This is a genomic window from Janthinobacterium sp. MP5059B (genome assembly GCF_001758645.1).
Classification (GTDB): domain Bacteria; phylum Pseudomonadota; class Gammaproteobacteria; order Burkholderiales; family Burkholderiaceae_D; genus Janthinobacterium; species Janthinobacterium lividum.
Genome location: NZ_LRHX01000006.1, coordinates 1,055,903 through 1,079,282, shown reverse-complemented (window position 1 = coordinate 1,079,282; position 23,380 = coordinate 1,055,903). Strand labels below are relative to the sequence as shown.

At 63.5% G+C, this 23,380-nt stretch carries 26 protein-coding genes; 19 read left to right on the top strand and 7 right to left on the bottom strand.

From position 1 onward, the window contains the following. Positions 1-2 precede the first annotated feature (2 nt). The 5 genes from JAB1_RS09400 (at position 3) to JAB1_RS09380 (ending at position 6,005) form a co-directional block, all read left to right on the top strand. Positions 3-494: a MarR family transcriptional regulator gene (locus tag JAB1_RS09400; RefSeq protein ID WP_083299677.1), complete on the top strand. Its 492-nt coding sequence runs from the start codon at positions 3-5 to the stop codon at positions 492-494. Continuing rightward, positions 491-1,690: an FAD-dependent monooxygenase gene (locus JAB1_RS09395; protein ID WP_070279590.1), complete on the top strand. Its 1,200-nt coding sequence runs from the start codon at positions 491-493 to the stop codon at positions 1,688-1,690. Before JAB1_RS09400 ends, JAB1_RS09395 begins: the two co-directional genes overlap by 4 nt. 239 nt (positions 1,691-1,929) lie before the next feature. Next, a complete protein-coding gene (locus JAB1_RS09390; protein ID WP_070279882.1) occupies positions 1,930-3,942 on the top strand; it encodes a c-type cytochrome in 2,013 nt (670 codons plus the stop codon). Positions 3,943-4,000: 58 nt separating this feature from the next. Beyond that, complete coding sequence (locus JAB1_RS09385; RefSeq protein WP_070279589.1) at positions 4,001-4,786, top strand: class I SAM-dependent methyltransferase; 786 nt, start codon at positions 4,001-4,003, stop codon at positions 4,784-4,786. An 82-nt stretch (positions 4,787-4,868) separates the two neighbouring features. Then, positions 4,869-6,005 (top strand): catalase family protein, encoded by a 1,137-nt coding sequence (locus JAB1_RS09380; protein ID WP_070279588.1) that lies wholly within the window; start codon positions 4,869-4,871, stop codon positions 6,003-6,005. A 67-nt stretch (positions 6,006-6,072) separates the two neighbouring features. Here JAB1_RS09380 and JAB1_RS30635 read toward each other — a convergent pair whose 3' ends face one another. Together JAB1_RS30635 and JAB1_RS09375 are read right to left on the bottom strand one after the other, a co-directional pair. Next, a complete protein-coding gene (locus tag JAB1_RS30635) occupies positions 6,073-6,240 on the bottom strand; it encodes a hypothetical protein (protein ID WP_343215982.1) in 168 nt (55 codons plus the stop codon). Then, complete coding sequence (locus JAB1_RS09375) at positions 6,218-6,871, bottom strand: SDR family oxidoreductase (protein WP_343215981.1); 654 nt, start codon at positions 6,869-6,871, stop codon at positions 6,218-6,220. Before JAB1_RS09375 ends, JAB1_RS30635 begins: the two co-directional genes overlap by 23 nt. Before the next feature lie 96 nt (positions 6,872-6,967). Here JAB1_RS09375 and JAB1_RS09370 point away from each other — a divergent pair, with 96 nt between their 5' ends. The 8 genes from JAB1_RS09370 (at position 6,968) to JAB1_RS09335 (ending at position 11,927) form a co-directional block, all read left to right on the top strand. Continuing rightward, positions 6,968-7,360, top strand: coding sequence for a MerR family transcriptional regulator (locus JAB1_RS09370; protein ID WP_070279587.1), 393 nt, complete (start codon positions 6,968-6,970; stop codon positions 7,358-7,360). Continuing rightward, positions 7,357-8,010, top strand: a complete 654-nt coding sequence (locus JAB1_RS09365; protein WP_070279586.1) for an SMI1/KNR4 family protein — start codon at positions 7,357-7,359, stop codon at positions 8,008-8,010. Before JAB1_RS09370 ends, JAB1_RS09365 begins: the two co-directional genes overlap by 4 nt. A 113-nt stretch (positions 8,011-8,123) precedes the next feature. Further along, positions 8,124-8,675, top strand: a complete 552-nt coding sequence (locus JAB1_RS09360; protein WP_070279881.1) for a DUF4142 domain-containing protein — start codon at positions 8,124-8,126, stop codon at positions 8,673-8,675. A 103-nt stretch (positions 8,676-8,778) separates the two neighbouring features. Beyond that, positions 8,779-9,159, top strand: coding sequence for a hypothetical protein (locus tag JAB1_RS09355; protein ID WP_034787511.1), 381 nt, complete (start codon positions 8,779-8,781; stop codon positions 9,157-9,159). A gap of 14 nt (positions 9,160-9,173) precedes the next feature. Next, entirely contained in the window at positions 9,174-9,605 is a 432-nt protein-coding gene (locus JAB1_RS09350; protein ID WP_070279585.1) for a hypothetical protein, read from the top strand. A gap of 230 nt (positions 9,606-9,835) precedes the next feature. Further along, complete coding sequence (locus JAB1_RS09345) at positions 9,836-10,303, top strand: cache domain-containing protein (protein WP_080753727.1); 468 nt, start codon at positions 9,836-9,838, stop codon at positions 10,301-10,303. Positions 10,304-10,363: 60 nt separating this feature from the next. Further along, the gene (locus JAB1_RS09340) at positions 10,364-10,669 is read left to right on the top strand and encodes a hypothetical protein (protein ID WP_070279584.1); all 306 of its coding nucleotides are present in this window, start codon (positions 10,364-10,366) and stop codon (positions 10,667-10,669) included. Positions 10,670-10,772: 103 nt separating this feature from the next. Continuing rightward, complete coding sequence (locus JAB1_RS09335) at positions 10,773-11,927, top strand: methyl-accepting chemotaxis protein (RefSeq protein WP_083299676.1); 1,155 nt, start codon at positions 10,773-10,775, stop codon at positions 11,925-11,927. On the opposite strand, the gene JAB1_RS09330 is transcribed toward JAB1_RS09335, so the two are convergent. Both JAB1_RS09330 and cadR read right to left on the bottom strand, forming a co-directional pair. Next, complete coding sequence (locus JAB1_RS09330) at positions 11,924-12,976, bottom strand: hypothetical protein (RefSeq protein ID WP_139144501.1); 1,053 nt, start codon at positions 12,974-12,976, stop codon at positions 11,924-11,926. The two genes, JAB1_RS09335 and JAB1_RS09330, sit on opposite strands and share 4 nt — an antisense overlap. 42 nt (positions 12,977-13,018) lie before the next feature. Beyond that, entirely contained in the window at positions 13,019-13,450 is a 432-nt protein-coding gene (gene cadR, locus JAB1_RS09325; RefSeq protein ID WP_034787498.1) for a Cd(II)/Pb(II)-responsive transcriptional regulator, read from the bottom strand. 98 nt (positions 13,451-13,548) lie between these two features. Between cadR and JAB1_RS09320 the strand changes: the two genes are divergently transcribed. The 3 genes from JAB1_RS09320 (at position 13,549) to JAB1_RS09310 (ending at position 18,445) form a co-directional block, all read left to right on the top strand. Continuing rightward, positions 13,549-15,834 (top strand): heavy metal translocating P-type ATPase, encoded by a 2,286-nt coding sequence (locus tag JAB1_RS09320; RefSeq protein WP_070279581.1) that lies wholly within the window; start codon positions 13,549-13,551, stop codon positions 15,832-15,834. Positions 15,835-15,919: 85 nt separating this feature from the next. Next, on the top strand, positions 15,920-17,383 hold the full coding sequence (locus JAB1_RS09315; RefSeq protein WP_083299643.1) for an alpha/beta fold hydrolase: 1,464 nt from the start codon (positions 15,920-15,922) through the stop codon (positions 17,381-17,383). A 9-nt stretch (positions 17,384-17,392) separates the two neighbouring features. Continuing rightward, positions 17,393-18,445: an alpha/beta hydrolase gene (locus JAB1_RS09310; RefSeq protein ID WP_083299642.1), complete on the top strand. Its 1,053-nt coding sequence runs from the start codon at positions 17,393-17,395 to the stop codon at positions 18,443-18,445. Between the two features lie 4 nt (positions 18,446-18,449). Here JAB1_RS09310 and JAB1_RS09305 read toward each other — a convergent pair whose 3' ends face one another. Both JAB1_RS09305 and JAB1_RS09300 read right to left on the bottom strand, forming a co-directional pair. Continuing rightward, positions 18,450-19,937: an MFS transporter gene (locus JAB1_RS09305; protein ID WP_275527767.1), complete on the bottom strand. Its 1,488-nt coding sequence runs from the start codon at positions 19,935-19,937 to the stop codon at positions 18,450-18,452. 128 nt (positions 19,938-20,065) lie between these two features. Beyond that, positions 20,066-20,650, bottom strand: a complete 585-nt coding sequence (locus JAB1_RS09300) for a GNAT family N-acetyltransferase (protein ID WP_070279579.1) — start codon at positions 20,648-20,650, stop codon at positions 20,066-20,068. A gap of 97 nt (positions 20,651-20,747) precedes the next feature. Here JAB1_RS09300 and JAB1_RS09295 point away from each other — a divergent pair, with 97 nt between their 5' ends. From JAB1_RS09295 to JAB1_RS09290, 3 genes are all read left to right on the top strand, one after another. After that, on the top strand, positions 20,748-21,629 hold the full coding sequence (locus tag JAB1_RS09295; protein WP_070279878.1) for a LysR family transcriptional regulator: 882 nt from the start codon (positions 20,748-20,750) through the stop codon (positions 21,627-21,629). Positions 21,630-21,729: 100 nt separating this feature from the next. Further along, the gene (locus JAB1_RS30525; protein WP_275527766.1) at positions 21,730-21,861 is read left to right on the top strand and encodes a hypothetical protein; all 132 of its coding nucleotides are present in this window, start codon (positions 21,730-21,732) and stop codon (positions 21,859-21,861) included. Beyond that, positions 21,858-22,316, top strand: coding sequence for a hypothetical protein (locus tag JAB1_RS09290; RefSeq protein ID WP_139144500.1), 459 nt, complete (start codon positions 21,858-21,860; stop codon positions 22,314-22,316). Before JAB1_RS30525 ends, JAB1_RS09290 begins: the two co-directional genes overlap by 4 nt. Positions 22,317-22,319: 3 nt before the next feature. Here the strand turns inward: JAB1_RS09290 and JAB1_RS09285 are convergent, their stop codons facing one another. Then, positions 22,320-23,375 carry an FAD-binding oxidoreductase gene (locus JAB1_RS09285; protein WP_070279578.1) on the bottom strand — a complete coding sequence of 352 codons (1,056 nt, stop codon included), beginning with the start codon at positions 23,373-23,375 and terminating at the stop codon, positions 22,320-22,322. Between the last annotated feature and the right edge of the window lie 5 nt (positions 23,376-23,380).

Genomic DNA, 23,380 nt, shown 5'->3' with positions numbered 1-23,380 from the left:
ATATGAATACATTCGCGGCAGAAGATCCGCGCGGCATGCACATCGCCGGCGATGTCATCGGCCGCCAGTTGCAGGATATCGCGATCCTGACGCGCGAAACGGCAATGCACCTGAGCACCGCCATGGGCATCAACCAGACCGACCTGGCCCTGATGGAGCAGTTGATCACGCACGGTCCGCTGTCTCCGAATGAGCTGGCCTCGCGCCTGTCCGTCACGACGGCGGGCGTGACGCTCGTCATCGACCGCCTGGAACGGGCCGGCCACGTGACGCGCGTACGCCAGCAGGACGACAAGCGCCGCGTGCTCGTGCATCCGGTGCAGGCCTCGGTGGCGCAAACGTACCGGCATATCGCGCCGATGCTCAACGGACTGGACGCCGTGCTGAGCGGCTTGTCCGCCGACGAGCGTACGACGATAGAACACTTTCTCCAGCAAGTGATCACGGTTTACCAGACCACCTTGCCAACCACAGCAGAAAAGAAAATCAAATGACGAAGAAACGAAAAATCCTGGTCACGGGGGCCAGCGTCGCCGGCCCCACCCTGGCTTACTGGCTGTCGCGCCTGGGCATGGACGTCACCGTTGTCGAGCGCGCGCCCGAGTTTCGCGATGGCGGACATACGATCGACGTGCGCGGCGCAGGCAAGCTGGTGGCCCAGCGCATGGGACTCGAAAGCGCCATCCGCGCCAAAAGCACGCATGAAGATGGCATCCGGTTTGTCGATGCGCAAGACCGCACGCAGGCGGAATTCGGCATCGGCGCCTTTGGCGGCAACGGCCCGATAGCCGAGCTGGAAATCTTGCGGGGGGAACTGGCCAGGCTGCTGATCGGGCATGGCCGCGACGCGGTCGACTACCGCTTTGGCGACAGCATCGCCGCGCTGGAAGAATTGCCGCATGGCGTCAAGGTGCGCTTCGAACAGGGCGGCGAAGAAATGTTCGATCTCGTCATCGGCGCCGAAGGCGTCGGCTCGCATACGCGCAAGCTGGTGTTCGGAGACGAAGTCCAGCGCCGCTCGTTCAAGCTCTACACGGCCTATTTCACCATCCCGCGCGCGCCAGGCGATGAGCGCCAGATGCGCTGGTTCAATGCCCCTGGCGGGCTGAGCGTATGCTTGCGGCCCGATAACCTGGGCACCACGCGCGCCCTGCTGTCATTCCAGGAAGCGCCCAGCGCCTATGAAAAGCTGCCGATTGCCGAGCAAAAAGCCCTGCTGAAGCAGAAGTTCGGCGCGCTGAAATGGGAAACGCCGCGCATCCTGGCGGCCCTGGATGACGCCACCGACCTGTATTTCGACCAGATTTCCCAGGTCAAAATGCCGCGCTGGTCGAAGGGACGGATTGCCCTCGTCGGCGACGCCGCCTATTGCGCCTCGCCCATCAGCGGCATGGGCACGAGCCTGGGCATGTGCGGCGCTTACGTGTTGGCCGGGGAACTGGGACGCCACGACGATCATACGCAGGCATTTGCCGCGTATGAAACGATCATGCGCCCCTATGTCGATCAGGCGCAGGACGTGCCCACCTTCGCGCCGCGCCTGGCTTCGCCGCATTCGCGCGCCGGGATCGCCGTTGGCCATGCCATGTTGCGCATGTCAAATGTGCCAATTATCAAGACGATCCTGGCCAGGTTCCTGACGCCCAAGGCCGATGCCATCGCGCTGCCCGAGTATGCGAACATGGCCTGAGGCAGGTGAACGGCAGGTGGCAGGCATGCATGGGCATACACGAATTGTTGCCGTGATGCACTAGGCAAAATTACCTAGTCGATCGAAAGAAACTCCCAATTTCCGCCGTGGTGACGACTGCGTAAGCTTGCGCGTAATAATAAAGGGTCACCATGAACGCCATTTCCATCCTGCATCGCGGCTCGCGCCGCCCTCCCGCCGTCTTCTTTCCGATCACTACCTGGCTGCTGCTCCTGGGCATGCTGGCCTTCTGCGCCAGTGCCTGGGCCGCGCCCGCCGCGGCGCCGTCCAGGCCCGCCGCCTCGGCCGAGCTGATCAAGCGCGGCGAATATGTCGCCCGCCTGGGCGACTGCGTGGCCTGCCACACCAGCCCGAACGGCGCCGCCATGGCCGGCGGCCTGGAGCTCAAAACGCCGTTCGGCACCATCTACAGCACGAATATCACGCCGGACGCCAAGACGGGCCTGGGCAAATATACCTTTGCGCAATTCGACCGCGCCATGCGCAAGGGCGTGGCGGCCGATGGGCACAACCTGTATCCGGCCATGCCCTACCCTTCCTACGCGAAGATCACGCCCGACGACATGCAAGCGCTGTACGCCTATTTGCAGCGCGGCGTGGCGCCCGTGGCGCAGCAAAACCGCGAAACGGACATGAAATGGCCGTTCAGCATGCGCTGGGGCCTGTCCTTGTGGAACGCCGTCTTCCTCGACGACGCGCCGTTCAAGCCCGACAGCGCCAAGTCGGCCATGTGGAACCGGGGCAGCTATCTGGCCCAGGGGCTCGGCCATTGCGGCTCCTGCCACACGCCGCGCGGCGTGGCCTTCCAGGAAAAGACCATGGACCAGGATGGCAGCAGCGGCAAGCACTACCTGTCCGGCTTCACCTTCGACGGCTGGCATGCGGTGAACCTGCGCAGCCTGTGGACGCCGGGCGACATCGTGCAATTGCTCAAGACGGGCCGCAACAGCTTCGGCACGGCGGCCGGCAGCATGACGGAAGTCATCACGCACAGCACGCAGTACTTCACGGATGGCGACCTCGATGCGCTGGCGCATTACCTGCACAGTTTGCCGGCCAAGAATGGGGCGGCCGCGCCGCCGAAGAAAACGGCGCCCCTCGTGGCGGCCAGCAATGACGCCCTGTACAACACGCGCGGCGGCCTCGGCTACCTGCAGTTTTGCGCCACCTGCCACCGCCGCGACGGCCGCGGCGTGGAAAACATCTTCCCGCCGCTGGCGCAGAACGACTCGGTGCAGTCGAAGGATGCCACCTCCGTCATCCATATCGCGCTGACGGGCTGGCAATCGGCCGTCACGCAGCATTCGCCCCGCTCCTTCGGCATGCCTGCGTATGACCGCCTGTCGGACACGGAACTGGCGGAAATCCTCACCTTTGTGCGCGGCAAGTGGGGCAATCAAGGCGCCCCCGTCACGCCTGCGCAGATCGCCAAAGTGCGCAAGGAACTCAAGCTCAAGGCGCCGGACGCGGGCGGCTTCGTCACGCCCCGCTTCGCCGCCCTGACGGCCGATCCGAATGCCAACCAGCTGATCCATGGCATGCAGCTGATGACGGAAACGCGCGCGCGCCTGCCGCAAAACGTGGGCAACGACCTCAATTGCAGCAGCTGCCACCTGAATGGCGGCACGGTGGCCAACGGTTCGCCCTTCCTCGGCATTTCCGCCTTCTTCCCGTCAGAAGCGCCGCGCGCCGGCAAGATCATCAGCCTGGGCGAGCGCATCAATGGCTGCTTCCGCCGCTCCATGCACGGCAAGCCGCTGCCCGTGGACGGCCCCGATCTGCAGGCGATGGTCGCCTATATCGACTGGATGAAGGGCGCCACGCAGGCGAATGACAAGGTGGCGGGACGCGGCGTGGCGAAGATCGACCGCAATCTGCTGCCCGATCCCGTGCATGGCAAAAAAGTATATGCCGAGCAATGCGCCGTCTGCCATGGCGCGAATGGCGAGGGCATCAAGGGCGCCAATGGCGTGGTAGCCTTCCCGCCGCTGTGGGGCGACCGTTCCTTCAATATCGGCGCCGGCATGGCCCGCACCTACACGGCGGCCGGCTTCGTCAAGGCCAATATGGTGATGGGCCACGGCCAGAAATTCCCGCTGGGCCAGGGCAACCTGTCCGACCAGGATGCCGTCGACGTGGCCGAGTATTTTACGCATATGCCGCGCCCGGACTTCCCCGACAAGGTCAAGGATTGGCCGAAGGGTGGCAAGCCCATGGATGCGCGCTACTGAGGCGCCATCCACTGCGGAATCTGCTACGCTCATGCCACGACCATCCGAGGAGTCTTGCATGAGCAGCAACATTCACCACGCGGCAGCCGACGGTTACGCCACGGCAGCCGCCAGCTACGTCAAGGGCCGGCCCGATTATCCGCCGGAAGTGTCGGCCTGGCTGAAGGATAGCCTGGGCCTGGGGCCGGGCACAACCGTGCTGGACCTGGGCGCCGGCACGGGCAAGTTCACGCCGCGCCTGCTGGACACGGGCGCCACGGTCATCGCCGTGGAACCCGTGCCGGCCATGCTGGCGACATTGTCCGCAACCTTGCCGCAAGTCCAGGCCCTGCCAGGCACGGCAACGGCCATTCCCCTGCCCGACGCCTCGGTCGATGCCGTGGTTTGCGCGCAAGCCTTCCACTGGTTCGCCACCCCGGCAGCGCTCGACGAGATATTGCGCGTGCTCAAACCGGGCGGCAGGCTGGGCCTGGTGTGGAATCTGCGCGACGCCAGCGTGCCCTGGGTGGCCAGCCTGGACGCCATCGTCAACCGTGTCGAGGGCGACACGCCCCGCTACTACACGGGCGCCTGGCGCCACGTCTTCCCCCACGCGGGTTTGACGCACTTGCAGGAAACACAATTTTCCCAGGAGCATACGGGCACGGCCGAAGACGTGCTGTTCAACCGCGTGCGCTCCACCAGTTTTATTGCCGCCTTGCCGCCGCAGGAACGCCAGCGCATCGACGACGAGATTCGCCAGATGATCGCCTCGGAGCCGGCCTTGCGCGGGCGGGACAGCATCAGCGTGCCGTACCGGACGGCCGCTTTCGTGGCGCAAAAGGCGGCATCGGCAGGTATTTAGGGGCCAGTGTATGCCAGCAAACAGAAGAATGTGGCGTTGGCGGCAATGATGGGGGCACACTCACCCATCACAAGGAAAAGCCATGTTCGCCATTCCACGCCCGCCCCTGCCCTACGAGCCGCGCTACGAGTTTGAAGAGGACGGCGAGCAGGAGACGTGCGCGCAGCTGCTGCAGACCCTGCACGGCATTTCCGCCACTACCTATGCCGACTCGGGCCATGCCACGCGCAGCGTGCATGCGAAAAGCCACGGTTTGCTGCGCGCCCGCCTGCAGGTACTCGATGGCCTTGCGCCCGAGCTGGCGCAAGGCCTGTTCGCCACGCCGGCCAGCTACGATGTGGTCATGCGCATCTCCACCATCCCTGGTGACATGCTTGACGACAAGGTGTCCGTGCCGCGTGGCATGGCCATCAAACTGATCGGCGTACCGGGCACGCAGCTGTCCAGCCTGGAACCGGACGATGGCAGGGAGCCCGCCAGCACGCAGGATTTCGTGCTCGTCAACGGTCCCGCCTTCCTCGCACCCAGCGCAAAAAAGTTCCTCGGCAGCCTGAAGCTGCTGGCCAGCACCACGGATAAAGTCCCGCGCCTGAAACAGGCGCTGTCGACCGTACTGCAGGGAGCGGAAAAGGCGCTCGAAGCCGTGGGCGGCGAAAGCGCTACGCTGAAAAGCCTGGGTGGCCATCCGGAAACCCATGTGCTGGGCGAAACCTACTATAGCCAGGCGCCCATTTTATATGGCGTCTACATGGCCAAGGTGGCGCTGGTGCCCGTGTTGCCGGAACTGTCAGCCCTGAAAGGTGCGCCTGTCGAGCTGGACGGCAAGCCGAATGGCTTGCGCGACGCCGTCGTGGCCTACTTTGCCCGCCATGCGGCCACCTGGGAAGTGCGTATCCAGCTGTGCCGCGACATTGCCAGCATGCCGCTGGAAGACGCCTCCGTCGCCTGGTCCGAGGCAGACAGCCCGTATCTGCCCGTGGCGCGCATCACGGCCCAGCCGCAGGCGGGCTGGAGCGAAGCCCTGTCGCGTGCCGTCGATGACGGCATGGCCTTCAGCCCCTGGCATGGCCTGCTGGCGCACCGGCCGCTCGGTTCCATCATGCGCGTGCGCAAGGCTGCGTATGCGATGTCTGCGCGTTTCCGCTTCGAGCGCACGGGCAAGGTCGCGCGCGAACCGCGCAACCTCGACGACGTTTTTGTCAATGACGCCATCAAATAGGCACCATGCGCAGCGGCAAGCCATGCTGACCGCGCCAGCCATGTCCGCCACCATGGCCTTCTGAAGCCTACGCCGCCTTCGGCTTGAGCATGCCTTCCACGATCCCCAGCACGGTCTGGCGCGGCAGCAAGCGCGGCAGCCAGGCCAGCAGCCGGTTCGGCCTGCCTGCCACATGGCTGCTGCGGCCCCGGTCCAGCGCGCGCACCGCTTCATCAATGACGGCTTGCGGATCCATGCGCTTGCCCACGGCCGCTTCGGGTGCCGCCACCACGTCGAAAAAAAAAGGCCGTTTCCGTGGCGCCCGGGCACAGGGCCAGCACGCGCACGCCGCGGCTGCGATTTTCCGCCCACAGGGCTTCCGAAAACGACAGCACGAAAGCCTTGCTGGCGCCATACACGGCCATGTAGGGATCGGGCTGCAGGGCCGCCGTGGACGCCACATTGATGATGGCGCCTCGCCCTTGGGCCAGCATGTGCGGCAAGGCGCAGTGCGTCAGTTCCATGAGGGCCGTGCAATTGACGGCCACCTCAAGCCCCTGGCGCGCGAGATCGATGCTTTCGAAGCGGCCGTGCGTGGCGAAACCCGCATTATTGATCAGTACATCGGGCGCCATGCCCAGCGCGCAGGCTTGCGCGTAGGCTTGTGCTGCGGCGCCGGGCAGGCCCAGGTCGGCCACCAGCGCATGCGCGCGGATGCCGTGGCGCTGGGAAAGTTCCTTGGCCAGGCTGTCGAGCACGGCGCCGGAACGGGCCAGCAGCAGCAAATGGGCGCCGCGCGCGGCCAGGGTTTCCGCGAAGACGCGGCCGATGCCGGACGAGGCACCCGTGATCAGCACGGTCTGCTTGGTGAAATTGAATGCGGTCATGGCAATTGAATCGTAGTGAAGGGAAATTCACTGTAAACTGTCGACCTTAGTCCACGGTCAAGCGTGGGACGCAAATGAGTAGAAAGTCAAATAGATATGCGCATCGGAGAAATCACCCGGCTGACGGGCGTGAGCAAGGACACGGTGCGCTTTTACGAGCGCCAGGGTCTGCTGGACGAAGCGCCGCAGCCGGGCTTGACGAATAATTACAAGGAATATTCGGCGCAGGCGCTGCGGCGCATCGAGCTGATCGGCCACGCCAAGGCGCTGGGCTTTACCTTGAAGGAAATCGCCGAAGTCATTGCTGTATGGCAGGAAAACGCGCTCGATGCGGCCACCAAACGAGCGATGCTGGAAACGAAAATTGCCCAGATCGATGACAAGGCCCGCTCGATGGCCGTGCTGCGCGCCGGCCTCGCCGATGCGCTGGCCAAGGTGGAGACGGGCTGCGACGATGCGGCACCAGTACATAACAAGGATAATCAATGAGCAACTACTACATGCAATACCGCCACCTGGCACTGCAAGGCGCCAAGCCCGCCCCCACGGCGCAGCAGATCGCCGCCATCGAAGCCTTGCTGGAAGCGCCCTTGCCGCCGGCCTTCCTCGCATTCTTGCAAGTGGCCAATGGCGCTTATTTTGATTACACCTGCGATGTGCCGGACGGCAATGGCGGCGTGGAAAAAATGGGCTTCAATACCTTCTTCAGCGCCGACGAAGGCGATTTCTGCGATGAAACTCTGGTGGGCGAAATCCGCTCCGAGCGCGAGAATACGGACATGCCGGTGCGCATCCTGCCATTTGCCCGCGATGGCGGCAATTCCATGGTCTACCTGGACCTGACGGAGGAAGGCGGCGGCCGGGTGCTGGCCTATGTGCAGGAATTACCAGACTGGACGGGCAAGCGGGCCCACGGCCTGATGGAGCTGGCGCCATCCTTCGACGCCTGGCTGGACAGCCTGTATATCGACCGCGACACGGTGCTTGACGAACTCGAACACAGCGTCTCGGAACCCTCGCACCTGGACGCGATGGCAGAATGGCTCGATATCGGCATGCCCGCCTGGCGCCGCGATGCGGGCATTGCCGCTTTGTTTGCTCTCAAACAAGTCGAATTGTGCGCTAACGAACAGGACTAGTCCTACGGGCATGGTCGTGACTGTCCTATGGGTGTGCGCAGGCTGCGGGCTTAACATTGTCATCAGCTTATAGAAAAAACCACGCATGCACTCATGATATGAAAGGATTTCCCATGCCTATCTCTACCACCAGTTCGCGTACTCCCTCCCTGAAAAGCGTGGCCATCGGCACCGCCGTGGCGCTCCTGAGCGGCATCGCCATCAACAGCATCGCCGCTGCCGCGCCGGGCGCGTACGACAAGCAATTCCTCAGCAAGGCCGCCGATGCTGGCAGCACGGAAATTGCTGCCAGCAAAGTGGCGCAAAGCAAGAGCAGCAATGGGGAAGTGAAGAAATTCGCCGACGCCATGGTCACCGACCACACGAAGGTGGCTGAGGAGCTGAAACAGCTGGCCAGCAGCAAGCAAATCGAGGTCAGCGACCAGCCCGGTGCCAAACACAAGGCGCAGATCGACAGGCTGAGCCGCCTGGAAGGCCAGCTTTTCGACAAGGAATATGCGGCCAGCATCGGCGTGGCGGCGCACAAGGAAGCCGTGAAACTGTTTACGGACGCCAGCCAGAAAGCCAGCGATCCCGACATCAAGGCCTTTGCCGTCAAAACCTTGCCAGCGCTGCAACATCACCTGGAAATGGCGAACGCCCTGCAGGCGACGTTGGCGAAATAGACAGCCATACGCGGGGAAATACTTGCAGTACGTGCTGTACAGCAAGTATTTCCGCTCTTGACATACAATGCGGCAACTTCGTTTTTGGCCATGCCATGACCTCATGCAGCTACTCAAGAAAACCGGCCTGATCGCCGCCGCCTTCCTGCTCATCATTGTGTTGGCAGGCTGGCTATTCATCAAGGTGAGCGCGGCGCGCAATGCCACCGTCTATGCACAGCAGTGGAACGATCAGGGCACGTGCGTGATCAAGACCTATGTGCCGCACTACGGCAACGGCGTGCCGCAGAACATCGTGCGCGCCCTCAGCACATCCACCTTCTTCCGCGTGTATCACAAGGATGGCACCCTGCTGGAAAGCACGGAATGGGTGCTGGACATGCATGAAGACGGCATCCTCGACCATGCCCGCTGGGGCCAGAACCGCGCCATCTACCCGACCGACCTCGGGTATGAAGGCTGGACCTTGCCCGAGTGCGCGTAAAAGGGCGAGCCATCATGCAACAGCAAAAAGGATTGCGCGGCCCCTGGAGCGACGCCCCCTACCTTCCCACCTTGCACCATTTCCTCGGTCCCTTTGACGTGTATGACCGCGAAGAAACCCTGGGCGTGGAGCTGGACACCTGGGACATGAACGATCCCGCCCAGCGCGCGGCGCTGATACGGCGCGACATCACGTCGCAATACAAGGAACTCGGCTACCGCCACCGCCACGCGCTGGTGGCCGTGCTGGCGCAGGCCTTGCAAGACCCTGCTTACGATTTCCAGGCCATCCTCGAACATGACCCCGAAAGCACGCATGCGCTGCCGGCCCTGTGGGACGAGATGGACGACCCGCGCGCCTTCTTTGCCGATATCTACCGACTGGCGCAGCAGGACTGGCGCGACGACCTGGCGCGCGCGGCGGCGGAAGACCCGGCCGACTGGTAGCGCGCGGCGCGGATGCCACACTAGCGTATCGATAGCCTTCAGCACCGTTTCTCCTCTGAAAACAGCGTTTTTGCAAGCTGCACGCAGCGTTGCAAAAACGCCCCACGCAAAAAAAAACTGTTGCACCAGCGCATGCCCGCTGGCATCGCGCTACCATGAACCATCAGCACTTTCCCTACCGCACCGGTTCCCCGCCGGCGTCCCTCTGCCGCAATGTGAAGGAGATTTTCATGCCCAAGTTCGCCCCTGCCATTTGCCTGCCGCTCATGCTTGCCGCCGCTACCTTGCCTGGTATCGCCAGCGCTGCGGAAGGCGGCGCCACGCGCCCCGATGCCGAAGCCATGGTCAAGAAAGGCGTGGCCTACATCAAGAGCGCTGGCGACGCCAAGGCGTATGGCGAAATCACGGCCAAGTCGCCGCAATTCATCCTGCACGACCTGTACCTGGTCGTCTATAAACTCGACGGCACGGTCGTCGCGCATGGCGCCAACCCGAAAATGGTGGGCAAGAACCTGATCGAATTGAAGGATATTGATGGCAAGGCTTTCGTCAAGGAACGAGTCGACTTAGCCAAGAGCAAGGGCACGTTCTGGCAGGAATACAAATTCACGAATCCGGAAACCAAGAAAATCGAGCCGAAAGTGATGTATTGCGAAAAACTGGCCGAGACCGTCGTCTGCGGCGGCATCTACCTGTAGCCGGCCGCCGCGCCGCCAGCGCCGGGATGGTTTTCCGCTCTCTTGACGATAGGGCTTCCGATGAAAATCGCACAGAAGATGTTGATCGTCCCTGTGGTCGCGCTGGCTTGCCTGCTGGCCATGGGGGCCTTGTCCTACTTCGCCATGCAGCAGAACGAGCAGCGCATGCGCGAGTTGAAAGACGTCACCCTGACGGCCGAACGGCTTGCGAACCAGCAAGCCATTGCCCTGGGCCAGGTGCACGCCGACGTGTACGCGAAGATTGCCATCGCGGCCAGCCTGTCGGACGAACAGTTCAAGCAATTCGGCGCGCAAACGGATGGCCAGCTGAACGCCATTTTGCGCAAGGCTTTGAAAGGAAGCTGAAGAACTGCAGAAATTCTCGGGCGCCGCCACGGAAGCGGACCAGGCGCTGCCGGGCATCGAGCGCTACCGTGCCAGCGTGGCGCAGGCGCTGGACCTGGCATCCATGGACCCGAATACGGGCGTGGCCGCGATGCAAAATGCCGCCGGGCACTACCAGCAAGTGCGCGGGCAGTTGCGCCAGGTGCTGCTCAACCTCGATCACCGCACAGTCGATGCGTTGCAGGATACCAAGAATGCGGGCCAGCGGGCCGGCTGGCTGTCGCTGGGTACCATGGTCATCGGCTTTGCCCTGCTGGCCCTGATCGCCACGTGGGTGGCGCGCTCCGTGGTGAGGCCCATCGATGATGCTTGCCGCGCCGCCGAATCGCTGGCCGCCGGCGACCTGACCACGCGCATCGAGGCGCAGGGTGACGACGAGGTGGGCAAGTTGTCACGCGCCCTGGCCACCGTGCTGAAAAACTGGAACACATTATTGGGCGACATCCGCCAGGCGGGCTCCACCATCACGGTGGAAGCGAGTGAAATCGCGCTCGGCAATGCCGACTTGTCGGCCCGCACCGAGTCGCAAGCCCATTCCTTGCAGGAAACGGCAACGTCCATGCATGCCTTGACCGATACCGTGCGCGAGAATGCCAGTCACGCGCACCAGGCCAACCAGATGGTGCTGTCGACCTCGAACGTGGCGCTGGAAGGCGGCCGCGTCGTGGGCCAGGTGGTCGAAACGATGGGCTCGATCAAGGCCAGTTCCGGGCGCATTGTCGATATCATCGCCGTCATCGACGGCATCGCGTTCCAGACGAATATCCTCGCCTTGAACGCGGCCGTGGAAGCGGCTCGCGCAGGCGAACAGGGGCGCGGCTTTGCCGTCGTCGCCACCGAAGTGCGGGGCCTGGCGCAGCGTTCGGCCACGGCGGCGCGTGAAATCAAGCAGCTGATCGAGGATTCTGTTGCCAGGATAGAAACGGGCAGCGAACTGGCCGACAGCGCCGGGCGCACCATGGGAGATATTGTCGCCTCCGTCCAGCAAGTGACGGAAATCATGAACGACATCACGGCGGCCAGCCAGCGCCAAAGCAAGGGCATCGAGGAAGTCAACAATGCCATCACGGAAATGGACGAATTGACCCAGCGTAATGCCGCCCTCGTCGAGCAATCGGCCGCCGCCGCGCAAAGCATGCAGGACCAGGCGCACGATTTATTGCGCGTGGTCGACGCCTTCCGCCTGGGCGACGGGGCGCGGGCGCTGCTGACGCGTTAGCGGCGGTGCGGCATGGCGGCCTGGGCGCAGGCCTGCATGGCCTTGCCTGCCTCGACGAGCGCGGGGTCCGTGTCCCGCTGCAAGACATTGCCCATGCGGTATTGTTGATGGTAATCACCCAGCAGGGCGGAATACAGGAAGACCTGATCTTGCCTGCGCCAGGCGGCATGGTAGTTGCCACCTGGCGCAGCCGGGATGGCGGCGCTGAAATAGCTGTACAGGCCGCCGACCTTCTTCTTGTGCAGCCATTCCATCAATTGCACGATGCGGTACTGTTCCAGCAGGCTCAATTCGCTGACATTGACGCTGGACAAGGTGTAATACAGTTCCAGGCGGGCCATCCAGTTGCCTTTCCCGCCTGCCTCCGCCAGCGCATCCCAGGCCGGGCCGGCCCGCACCTTGCGCACGTCGGCCGGCGCGGCCATCCAGGCCTCGACGGCGGCCTGGTCCGGCACGGGGCCATAGTAGGCGGGCGCGCGGCAGACGAACTGGCGCGCATCCGGCCCATCCTGCGGGACTTCGTCGGCGATATGCCTGGCGATGTTGTCGCCGATGCCCAGCAGGCGTTTGCCATAGCCTTCCAGGGTCCAGCCCGAAGGCAAACGCCCCAGCCAGGCCAGCGCATCGTCGTTGGCCCTGGCCGCCACCGCGTAGGCGGCGATCCCGGCCTGCATCCTGGCTTCCTTCTGCTGCTCCGCCAGCTTGAGCGCATCCTGCTCTTCATCATAGCGGCTCGTGGTTTTGGCCAGTTGCATGCATTGCTGGAAGGCGTCAGGGGCGCCCTGCCAGCATTCGGCGGGAACCTTCAGTTGCCAGCGCATGCTGACAGTTTTCAGAATATACGTGTCTTCCCCCTCCTCCCCCTTGACATAGGCACGGCCGTCCGCCTTGGTCACGCCTTTCGTCAGCTGCTTGCCGCCAACCGTGCTCCAGGTATACGGATCATCGTTTTGCGGCACGCCGGGCACGGCGTACAAAGTCAGGTAGTGGCCGGCTGCGGCAGGTGCATCGGCGGCTTGGCTCAGCGGCGACAGCAGGGATAAAGTCAATAAAGTTTTTTTAGGCAACAGTTTCAACATGAAGCAATCGGTTCAATGAAGTTCGGTATGGCAGGCGCAGTCGTGGCCGCTGGCCGCCTCGGACAGGTTTTGCAAAATTGCGCAGTCTTGCGACGGCTGCGGCTGGTCGCACTGATGGCGCAGGGTCACCAGTTGCTGCTGCAGGGTTTGCAAGTTCGCCATCTGTTCGGCAATGCGCAGAATATGGTGGTCGAGCAATTCATTGACGCTCTGGCAACCTTCGGCTGGATTGTTCTTAAATTCCAGCAAGGCACGGATATCCGTCAAGCCGATCTGCAGGGAGCGGCAATGGCGGATGAATTGCAGCCGCTCCTGGTGTTCTTCCCGGTACTCGCGGTAGCCGGCGCTGTTGCGGCCCGGTTCCTGCAGCAAGCCCGCCTTTTCATAGTAACGCACGGTTTCCACGTCACAATCTGTCCGTTTGGCCAGTTCTCCGATACGCATGGCATCCCCTTTTCATTCTTTCATGCAAATTCCGCTTGACCCTGTAGCGGCTACAGGGTTTCTAATGGAAGCATACACGAAACCGGAAGGATGATGCGATGCCGCACGATAGCCATAACCACGCACCTGACCACGAGCATAAGCATGACCACAAGCACGAGCATGCGCCCAAGGCGGCCAGCTGCTGTTCCAGCCAGCATGCGTGCTCGTCCACGCCTGCCGCCCCAACCGGCCCAGTCCTGCCCAGCACGCCCATCGCCGGCGCCAACACGGCCAAATACCGCATTGCCAACATGGATTGCCCCACGGAAGAGCGATTAATCCGCAACAAGCTGGGCAATATGACGGGCGTCGTGGGCCTCGATTTCAACCTGATGAACCGCGTGCTCGACGTGCACCACACCCTGCCCTCGCTGGCCACGGTGGAAGCGGCGCTGCACGGCATCGGCATGCAGGCGATTCCCATGAAGGCGGACGCGGTAGTCAGGCGCGATCCGAATGAAGGCAACCTCAGCAGCTTGCAAAAAGGCTTGCTGGTCGTCTCCGGCCTGGCCGCTGCCGGCGCCGAAGCGCTGGCGTGGACCACGCATGAAGACAGTTCGCCCCTCGTCATCGCCCTGGCCCTGCTGTCGATCGCCACGGGCGGCTGGCCGACCCTGAAAAAGGGCTGGATTGCCCTGAAAACATTCACCCTGAACATCAATTTCCTGATGAGCCTGGCGGTCTTTGGCGCCATCGCCATCGGCCAGTGGCCGGAAGCGGCCATGGTCATCTTCCTGTTCGCCATCGCCGAGCTGATCGAAGGTTTGTCCCTGAACCGCGCGCGCAACGCCGTGCACAGCCTGATGCAACTGGCGCCAGACACGGCGACCGTTGCCGACGCCAGCGGCGCCTGGCAGCCAGTTGCTGTCGCCACGGTGGCCATCGGCACGCTGATGCGCGTGAAGCCGGGCGAACGCATCGCCCTCGACGGCGTGGTGGCCAGTGGCGAGTCGTCCGTCAACCAGGCGCCGATCACCGGTGAAAGCATGCCGGTGGACAAGGCCGTGGGCGACGTCGTGTATGCGGGCACCATCAATGAACGGGGCTTGCTCGACGTTACCGTCACTGCCAACAGCGGCAACAGCACCCTGGCGAAAATCGTCAAGGTGATCGAGGAAACGCAAGGAAAACAGGCGCCCACGCAGCGCTTTGTCGACAATTTCGCCCGCTACTACACGCCGGCCGTGGTCGTGTTCGCCATCCTGGTCGCCGTGCTGCCGCCTTTGCTTTTTGGCGCGCCCTTCATGGCCTGGGTATATAAAGCGCTGGTGATGCTGGTGATCGCCTGCCCGTGCGCGCTCGTCATTTCCACGCCCGTCACCGTCGTCAGCGGCCTGACGGCGGCCGCGCGGCGCGGCATTCTGGTGAAAGGCGGGCAATTCCTGGAAACGGGCTACCGCATCAAGGCCATCGCCGTCGACAAGACGGGCACCTTGACCATGGGCAAACCGGCCGTCACGGACGTGGTGGCATTGGAAGGCAACAACCGCGACGCCATCTTGCTACTGGCCGCCAGCCTGGACGCCAATTCGGCCCACCCGCTGGCCGCCGCCATCGTCAAGGCGGGCCCGCCCGCCGGCAGCCATTTGCCCGTGACCCAGTTTGCCGCCCTGCATGGACGTGGCGTGCAAGGCACGATCGCCGGCCAGACCTATTATCTGGGCAATGCGCGCCTAATGACGGAATTGAATGTCCTGACGCCGGCACTGCAAGCCGTCCTGGCGCGGCTGGAACAGCAAGCCTACACGGCCATGGTGCTGGCCACACCGGACGGCGCGCTGGGCGTGATCGCCGTGGCCGACGTGCTGCGCCCCACGGCGGCGTCCGCCATCGCCAGATTGAATGCGCTGGGCGTCAGCACCGTGATGCTGACGGGCGACAATCTGCTGACGGCGCAGCGCATCGGTGCCGAAGTGGGCGTCAGCCTGGTCAAGGCGGAATTGCTGCCGGAAAACAAGCTCGATGAAATCAAGGCATTGCAGCAGCAGTTCGGCGTGGTCGCCATGCTGGGCGACGGCGTCAACGACGCCCCAGCCCTGGCGCAGGCCGACATCGGCTTCGCCATGGGCGCGGCCGGTAGCGATACGGCCATCGAAACGGCGGACGTGGCCTTGATGGATGATGAACTGGGGAAATTGCCCGAATTCATCAGCTTGAGCCAGCGCACGCGCAGCATCCTCGTGCAAAACATCAGCTTTGCCATCGGCATCAAGGCCGTCTTCTTTGGCCTGGCCCTGGCCGGCATGGCGACCCTGTGGATGGCCGTGTTCGCGGACGTGGGCGCCAGCCTGCTGGTGGTGGCGAACGGCCTCAGGCTGCTGCGCGGCAGTAAAGCCAAATAAATCCACGTGGAAAACTTTCCATCTGGACAATTGCTGTAAAAAACGCTACTTTGGCGGCTGATCTCCATCTCTGCCAAAGTAGCCGATGACCTTTCTTCCCCGCCTGACCCTGCTGGCCACTCTGCTGGTTGGCACCTCGCTGCATGCTGAACCGATGTTCTTCACGCCCTGTTCCGATACGGCCGCCCCCGGCAGCCTGTGTTCGGGCTTGAACGTGCCTGGCAGCTACGACGCTCAGGGCCGCGGCATCGGTGATCCGGATGCCATGCACGTTTTCGTGCGCAAGTTTTCGGCCGATGTGCCTGTCGGCAAGCCCGCCAAGGGCACCCTGTGGCTGGTGGCGGGCGGCCCCGGCGAATCGGGCGCTTCGTTCTACAACTTGCTGCCCACCTTGCGCCGCAGCTTTCCCGGCTTTGAATTCCTCATCCCCGACCACCGCGGCACGGGCAATTCTTCCCGCCTGTGCAAGGTGGAAGAGTCGGAACAGAGTCCCGGCGGCCGCGCGCTGGCTGGTGCCGAGTGGGGCAGCTGCTTTACCGGCATCAACTTGATGCCGGAATACGCGGGCCAGTTTTCCATCACAATGGCGGCACGCGACTTGCAAGCCCTGATCGAAGGCGAACGCAAGGCCAAGGGCAAACAGCCGCCCGTGTATGTATACAGTGTGTCGTACGGCACGCAACTGGTCTTGCGCGCCTTGCAGCTGGGACCATTGCCCGTCAAGGGCGTCATCCTCGACTCGCTGGTGCCGCCGCAAACGGATGCGCGCTGGGACCTGAGCCAGCGTTCGCATGTGGTCAACACGGTCGGCATGCAGGTGCTGGCCCGCTGCGACGCGGACCCGGCCTGCCATGCGGCGATTGCCGAGCCGGCCGCAACCCTGTACCGCCGCGTGCTGGACAAGACGCAAGCGGATCCCGCCCTGCTGGCGAAGATTCCCGGCAAGAACCTGAAAAATTTCCTGGGCGGCATGCTCGACGTGCCGGCCGCCCGCGCCCGCATCCCGTATCTGCTGCGCGAGCTGGACCAGGGCAAGGAAACGGAACTGGCGTCCGCGCGCGCCACGTTGACGCAGGCGGCGGCCAGCCTGGGCAGCTATTCCCAGTCGCCGCTGTCGATTCCTCTGGTCAGTATCATCAGTAATTCGGAAAACAATCTGCAGCCTTCGTTGCGCCCCGGCTGGGCCGCCACCGACATCGACCGCGACGAGGCGGACTTGCTGTTTACCAGTCCCCTGCCCCGCATCCTGCTGGGCGGCGGCTTGCCCACCTACCCGCGCGATGCCTTTTTCGGCACCTTGCCGGCGAAAGTGCCGCCAACTCTGGTGCTGCAGGGAACCCTGGACCCGAAAACGCCGTACGCGGGCGCGCAGGCGCAGGTACAGGCTTTGACGCAGAGCAAGGCCGGCAAGGTGGCCCTGTCCACCGTGCAGAACGCCCCGCATTTCCTGCTCTGGACGGCGCCCGCCTGCTTTGCACAGGCCAGTACCCGCTTTATCGCCGGCAAGCAGGCGCAGGATTGCACACTGCAGTTCCCCCCAACTATATAAGAGGACGATATGCGCATCACAGGCCTGGCATTGCTGCTGTTATCTTGTTACGGCGTGGCGCAAGCGGCGCCGCCCGCCTCGCCGTCCATCTGCGCCTCGCCCGCACAGTCCGTCCGCGAGCAAGGCTATGTGCCCATCAATGGCATCGAGCAATGGATCACGATCACGGGCGCCGCCTGCGGCAATCCCGTGATCCTGTTCATCCACGGCGGCCCCGGCAATGCGCTGAGTCCCTACGCCGATGCCATCTATGCCGGCTGGGAACGCCACTACACCCTGGTGCAGTGGGACCAGCGCGGCGCAGGCATGACGTATGCAAAACAGCAGCCCACTGAAGATGTGCGCTTGACGGTGGAACAGATGCGCGACGACGGCATCGCCGTGGCCCGCTATATCGAACAGCATCTGGGCCAGCGGAAGGTCATTTTGATGGGCAGTTCCTGGGGCTCGATCCTGGGCGTGCACATGGCCAAGGCGCAGCCGGACCTGTTCCACGCGTATATCGGCACGGCGCAGGTGGTCAATGCGCGGGCCAACGAAACCGGCATGTACCGGGAAGTGCTTGCGCTGGCGCAAGCGGCCGGCGATACCGCCACGGTGGACAAGCTGACAGCGCTCGGTGCGCCGCCCTGGCGCGATCCGCACAACTTCGGCATTCTGCGCCGCTTCGACCGCAAGTATGAGGGATTGGCAACGGATGCGCCGCCGAAACACTGGTGGCAGCCGGCGCCGTTCTACGCCACGCCGCGAGCCCTGGCAGCGGCCGAGGCAGCCGATGATTATTCGTACATCCAGTTCATCGGCATGCAAGGGGACGGCATGTTCGCCAAGGTCGACCTGCCCGCGCTGGGCACGCGCTTTGACTTGCCCGTGTTTTTCATCATGGGCGAAGCGGATCTGCTGACCTCGCCCGCCATCGCGCGCACCTACTTCAACAGCATCACGGCGCCGGCCAAGGATTTTACCTTGGTGAAACGCGCCGGACACGACCCCAACCAGGCCGTGCACGACGCCCAATGGACGGTCTTGCGCGACAAGGTGGCGCCGCAGCTGTTGCGCTGAACTATCAAATCGCGCAGACCGCGCGGCGTGCCCGCAGATGCAGGTGGCGGATGGTGGCGGCTGCCAGCATCAAAATGGCGGAAGCCGTTGCCAGCACGACAATAAACGCCTTGTCAAAGGCCGAGCGGGCCAGTTCCGACACTTGCAAGCCCAGTTCGGCCGGCAATTGCTCGGCGGCCAGCAGCGCCGCATCGAGGGTGTCATGGGCATTCGGCAACAAGCCCGCGCTTTCCGGGATGACCAGGGTGGCGCTGTAGACGGCCGACAAGATGGTGCCCAGCACCGTCACGCCGATCACGGCGCCCAGCTCATACGACACTTCCTCGATCGAGGCGGCCATGCCGGCTTGCTGTGGCGCCACGTTCAGCATGACGGCGCTGGATGCGGCCGTCATGACGGCGCCCAGGCCCAGACCCAGGATCACCAGGCTGGCCACTTGGGCCGAAACGGCGGCGTCATGCAGCACCAGATACGATGCCATGCCGATACCGGACAGCAGCAGCGAACCCCACAGTACTTTGGCTTTGTCGGCGCGCGGCAGCATGAAACCCGTCAATGGCCCGGCAAACACGGACGCCAGCGGCAGCGGCAGCAGCAGCAAGCCCGCTTCCAGCGGCGACAATTCACGCACCAGCTGCATGTGCTGGCTCAGCGCCAGTTCCATACCGATCAGGGCGGCCGAGGCCACCATGGCGGCGGCCACGGCGCTGGAAAACGGCAGTTCGCGGAACAGGGCGAAGTCGATCAGCGGCTTGGCCTGGCGCTTCTGGCGGCGCACGAACTTCAGCATGAAGAAGGCGCCCACGGCAAACGAGGCGGCAGCCAGCGCATACGACGGCTGCGACTTGCCCAGCTCCTTGATCGCATATACGCCACCAAGCAGGCCCATCATGATTTGCAGCGAGCCCTTCAGATCCCACGGCTTGTCGCGGTTACCGGCCCGTTTCGGCAGCACGATGGCGGCCAGCACCAGGGTCAGCAGGACGATGGGCACGTTGATCAGGAAGACGGAACCCCACCAGTAATGTTCCATCAGGAAACCACCGAGCACGGGGCCAAACGCGGCGCCGCCGGAAGCGATGGCCGCCCACACGCCGATGGCGAACGAGCGCTCGCGGTTGTCCGTAAAGGTCAGGCGGATGATGGACAAGGTGGCCGGCATCATCAAGGCGGCACCGATGGCAAGCAGCACGCGGGCAAAGATCAGCCATTCCGGCGCGGGCGAAAATGCGGCGCACAGCGAGGCGATGCCGAACACGGCCAGGCCGGCAAGGAAAACGGGTTTGTGGCTCAAGCGGTCACCGAGGGTGCCGAGGCCGGGCAGCAGACCGGAGACGACCAGCGCGTACACGTTGATGATCCACAATTTTTGCGAAGAAGTCGCTTGCAAGTCGCGCGTCAGCGCGGGCAAGGCGGTGTAGAGCACGGTCATGTCGACCACGATCAGGAACAGGGCGCTGGAGACGATGGCCAGCGTCAGCCATTTTTTCATTGGATGCATAAACAACTCATGGATTTTAGTATAACTTTTAACAACTATCGGTTTGGATGAATTTGGTGCTGCGCAAATATTTACGTTCCAGGCTGCCACGGGCCTGGGCTTGTCGGGGGCGGCGGGCGTCAGCCACGGTCGCCATCCTTGTCATCCACGGCGGCCGTCACTTCCGGCGCGTCGAGTTCGCGCAGCATGACGACGGAAACTTGCTTGAAGCCGCGGCCCTGGAAGAATTGTTGCGCCGTCAGGTTGTGCGCGCCGCATTCGAGGAACAGACGGGCGATGCCGTGGCTGCGCAGCTCGTCGGCTACCCACTCCACCAGCTGGCTGCCGATGCCGCTGCCGCGCACGGAGGGCAGCAAGACCAGGTCGTCCAGCGCAGCGAACGATTTCGAGGCGCGCTGGCGCGTGTCTATCGAGACGAGTGCCATGCCGACGATATCGTCGCCGGAAGTGGCGACAGCCAGCAGGGTCGAATCGCCATGCGCCCAGTCATGCGACAGGGCGGCGCGGATTTCGCCACGGATCACCTCAGGCAAGTCCGCGCGCCAGTTGCCGGGCGCATCGGCGCGCTCGCCCTGCAGCTCCGAATGGGAGATATAGTCGGCGCTGACGTTATCAAGATATAACGTGCACAGCGCATCTTCGGCGGTGGCGTCGTGACACCAGCTGAAGCTGATGGCGGGGGTATGGGCTTGAGCGTTTTTCATGGCGGATCTCGTGTTGTTGAAAATGTAAATGCATTTTATGTCGCCCCTGAATGGCATTCAAGTTAAAATCCATCTGTAAAACAGATAGGTGGATGCCATGCAATGGACTTTGGAACAAATGCGCTACTTCGAGGCGGCCGTCGCGGCCGGCTCTTTCTCGGGCGCGGCGCGCCGGCTGGGCCGCGCGCAATCGGTGGTCAGCACCTCGATCGGCTTGCTGGAAGCGGAATTCGGCGTGGAACTGTTCGACCGTTCGCGCCGCAGCGCCGTGCTGACGGAAGCGGGCAAGGTGATGCACCTGGAAGCGTGCGAATTGCTGCGCCAGGCCGAGCGCCTGCAGCTGCGCGCCCAGCTCTTGAGCGCCGCGCCCGAAGCCCAGCTGACCCTGGCCCTGGACGAAGCCCTGCCCTACCTGGCCATCGGCACCCTGGTGAAGGAATTGGCGGCGCGCTACCCGGCGCTGGAACTGGTGATGCTCAACGCCACGGCGTCCGAGGTGGCGCAATACGTGGAGCAGCAGCAAGCCGACGTGGCTTTCCACTTCGACCGCGGCCCCATCTCCCCCGTGCTGGAACAGCAGCACATCGGCAGCGTGGCGCAAGGCGTATTCGTCGCCAAAGGCCATGCGATGGCCCACGGCCAGGAAGTGAGCCGCAACGAACTGACCCGCTACCGCCAGCTGATCATGGATTCCGAGCTGAACCGCGAACACGCCTTCAGCCCCGCCGTCTGGTTTTCCGACAGTTTTTACAGCATCGCGGAAATGGTCGCGGACGAGCTGGGCTGGGCGATTCTGCCCCTGAACATCGCCAACTACGACAATTACAAAGGGTATCTGCAGGAAGTGCCGTGCCCTGCCCTGGCCTTGTCGCGCCTGCCGGTACGGCGACTGTCGATTCATGGCAAGAAACTCAGCGAGACGAGTCTGTGGCTGACGACGAGGCTGGCGGAGTTGCTGGCGGATGGGCCGCGGGGCTAACGCGTGCTGCGGTCGTCCTGGTCATTAAATGAAGGAAAAGCTGGCGCGGGCATTTCGATGGCATGAGAATATAGCCAAAAGATGAAATAAAGGGAACAGCATGGATTTCAATTGGCACGGCGGCGATGGCGCCGCCAAAACCATGGGCGATGTCGCGGATGAATGGATGCGTCGGCATCATCCAGCCGGTGATACGCAAATAAATACAATAAGTACTGAAAGCTTTACATGATGCACTCAACCGTCGTCAACAACTGGTTCAGCATGGCGAAAGACGATGCCGTGGAGATTGATCCCGATAATATCAATCACGAAGCCTTGACCAATATGTGGAGCTTTTCGCCCACGGACGAGGAAACGCCCCAGATTCATGCGGCCGATATCGTTGCATTCATCGGCCAGGTGATCGCGGCCCGCAGCAGCGCGCTCGTTGGCGAGGAGATGCTGTTCTATTGCTGGCACGATGCGCAATGCCGCCAGTTGCGCTTCAGCCTGGTGTCGCGTTCGCATGGGCGGCTGCCGTTTCGCTGCGAGCTGCGCGAAACGCAGGATTTGTCGCTGATCGCCGACCGGGTGGTGAACGGGGATTGGCGCAACGAAGATTTCATGCAGGCCCCGTCGGAGGAAGGCGATGCGCAGGAGCAAGCACCGTTCATCCTGCCCGTGTTTGTGGCGCCAGTGCCGTAGGAATCAGCACGCCAGAAAGCGCGCGGGCCGGCAAGCTTCCAGGGCCGACGCGGGCTGTCCATCGACGATTTCCTCGCTGGCAAGCTGGCCCACGATGGCCGCCAGCACCACGCCAGGATGCATGGCGCACACGTATGCTCCTTCCACCTGCGACAGGTAACCGATGATGGGCACGCCATCGACCGGCATGGGGCGCAGGCCGACGCAGGCGAATTCTTGGGCGATGGTATCGGCGCCCGCAAGTTCACTCCTGATCGTGCTGGCCGTGCGCTGCGCCATGGCGGCGGGCTGGTTTTCCGCCGCCTCGTCCACATAGTCTTCCGCCGCCAGCATGGTGCCATCCTCGGCTTGCCGCACTTCCATTGCATGGCTGGAGATGATGCCGCGCACGAGGCCGGGCGGCGCCGTGTAGCGCAGGAAGATGGCGGGCGAGGCGTGGATGGGCAGGCTGGCGCCCAGTTTCTGCGCCAGCACAGCGGTACCCGTGCCTGCCGCCAATACGATCACATCCGCATCGATGACGCCCGTGGCCGTTTCCACGCCTGTCACCCGCGCGTCCCGGACCACAAAGCCCAGCACGGGCGTGTGCGTGCGGACGGTCGCACCCAGCGCCTGGGCCGCTGCCAGCAACGCATGCGTGGCGGCAACGGCATCGAGGGCGCCCTGCTCCGGCTCGTGAACGGCTTGTTCCGGCGGCTGCCTGAGATGTGGCTCAAGCTGGGCGATGTGCGCGCGATCTACCAACATGGATACGGGCGACACGCGCCCATCCTGCGTGCCATACGACAAGGCGCCATGCCAGCGCACCGTCAAGCCTGACACCTGCGTTTCCAGCTGGTGCCAGGCGGCGATGGCGCCACCGCGCAGGGCCGCGATGGGGTCCGGTCCGGCGCACGACGTGTTAATCCAGGCAAACGAGGTGCCCGTCACGCCGGAAGCGATGCCGCCCGCCTCGACCACGGTGACGTTTGCACCCTTGCTGGCCAGGTGATAGGCGAGCGACGCGCCGACGATGCCGGCGCCGATGACGACGATGCGTTTTGGGGTTTTGTGATTCATGTTTG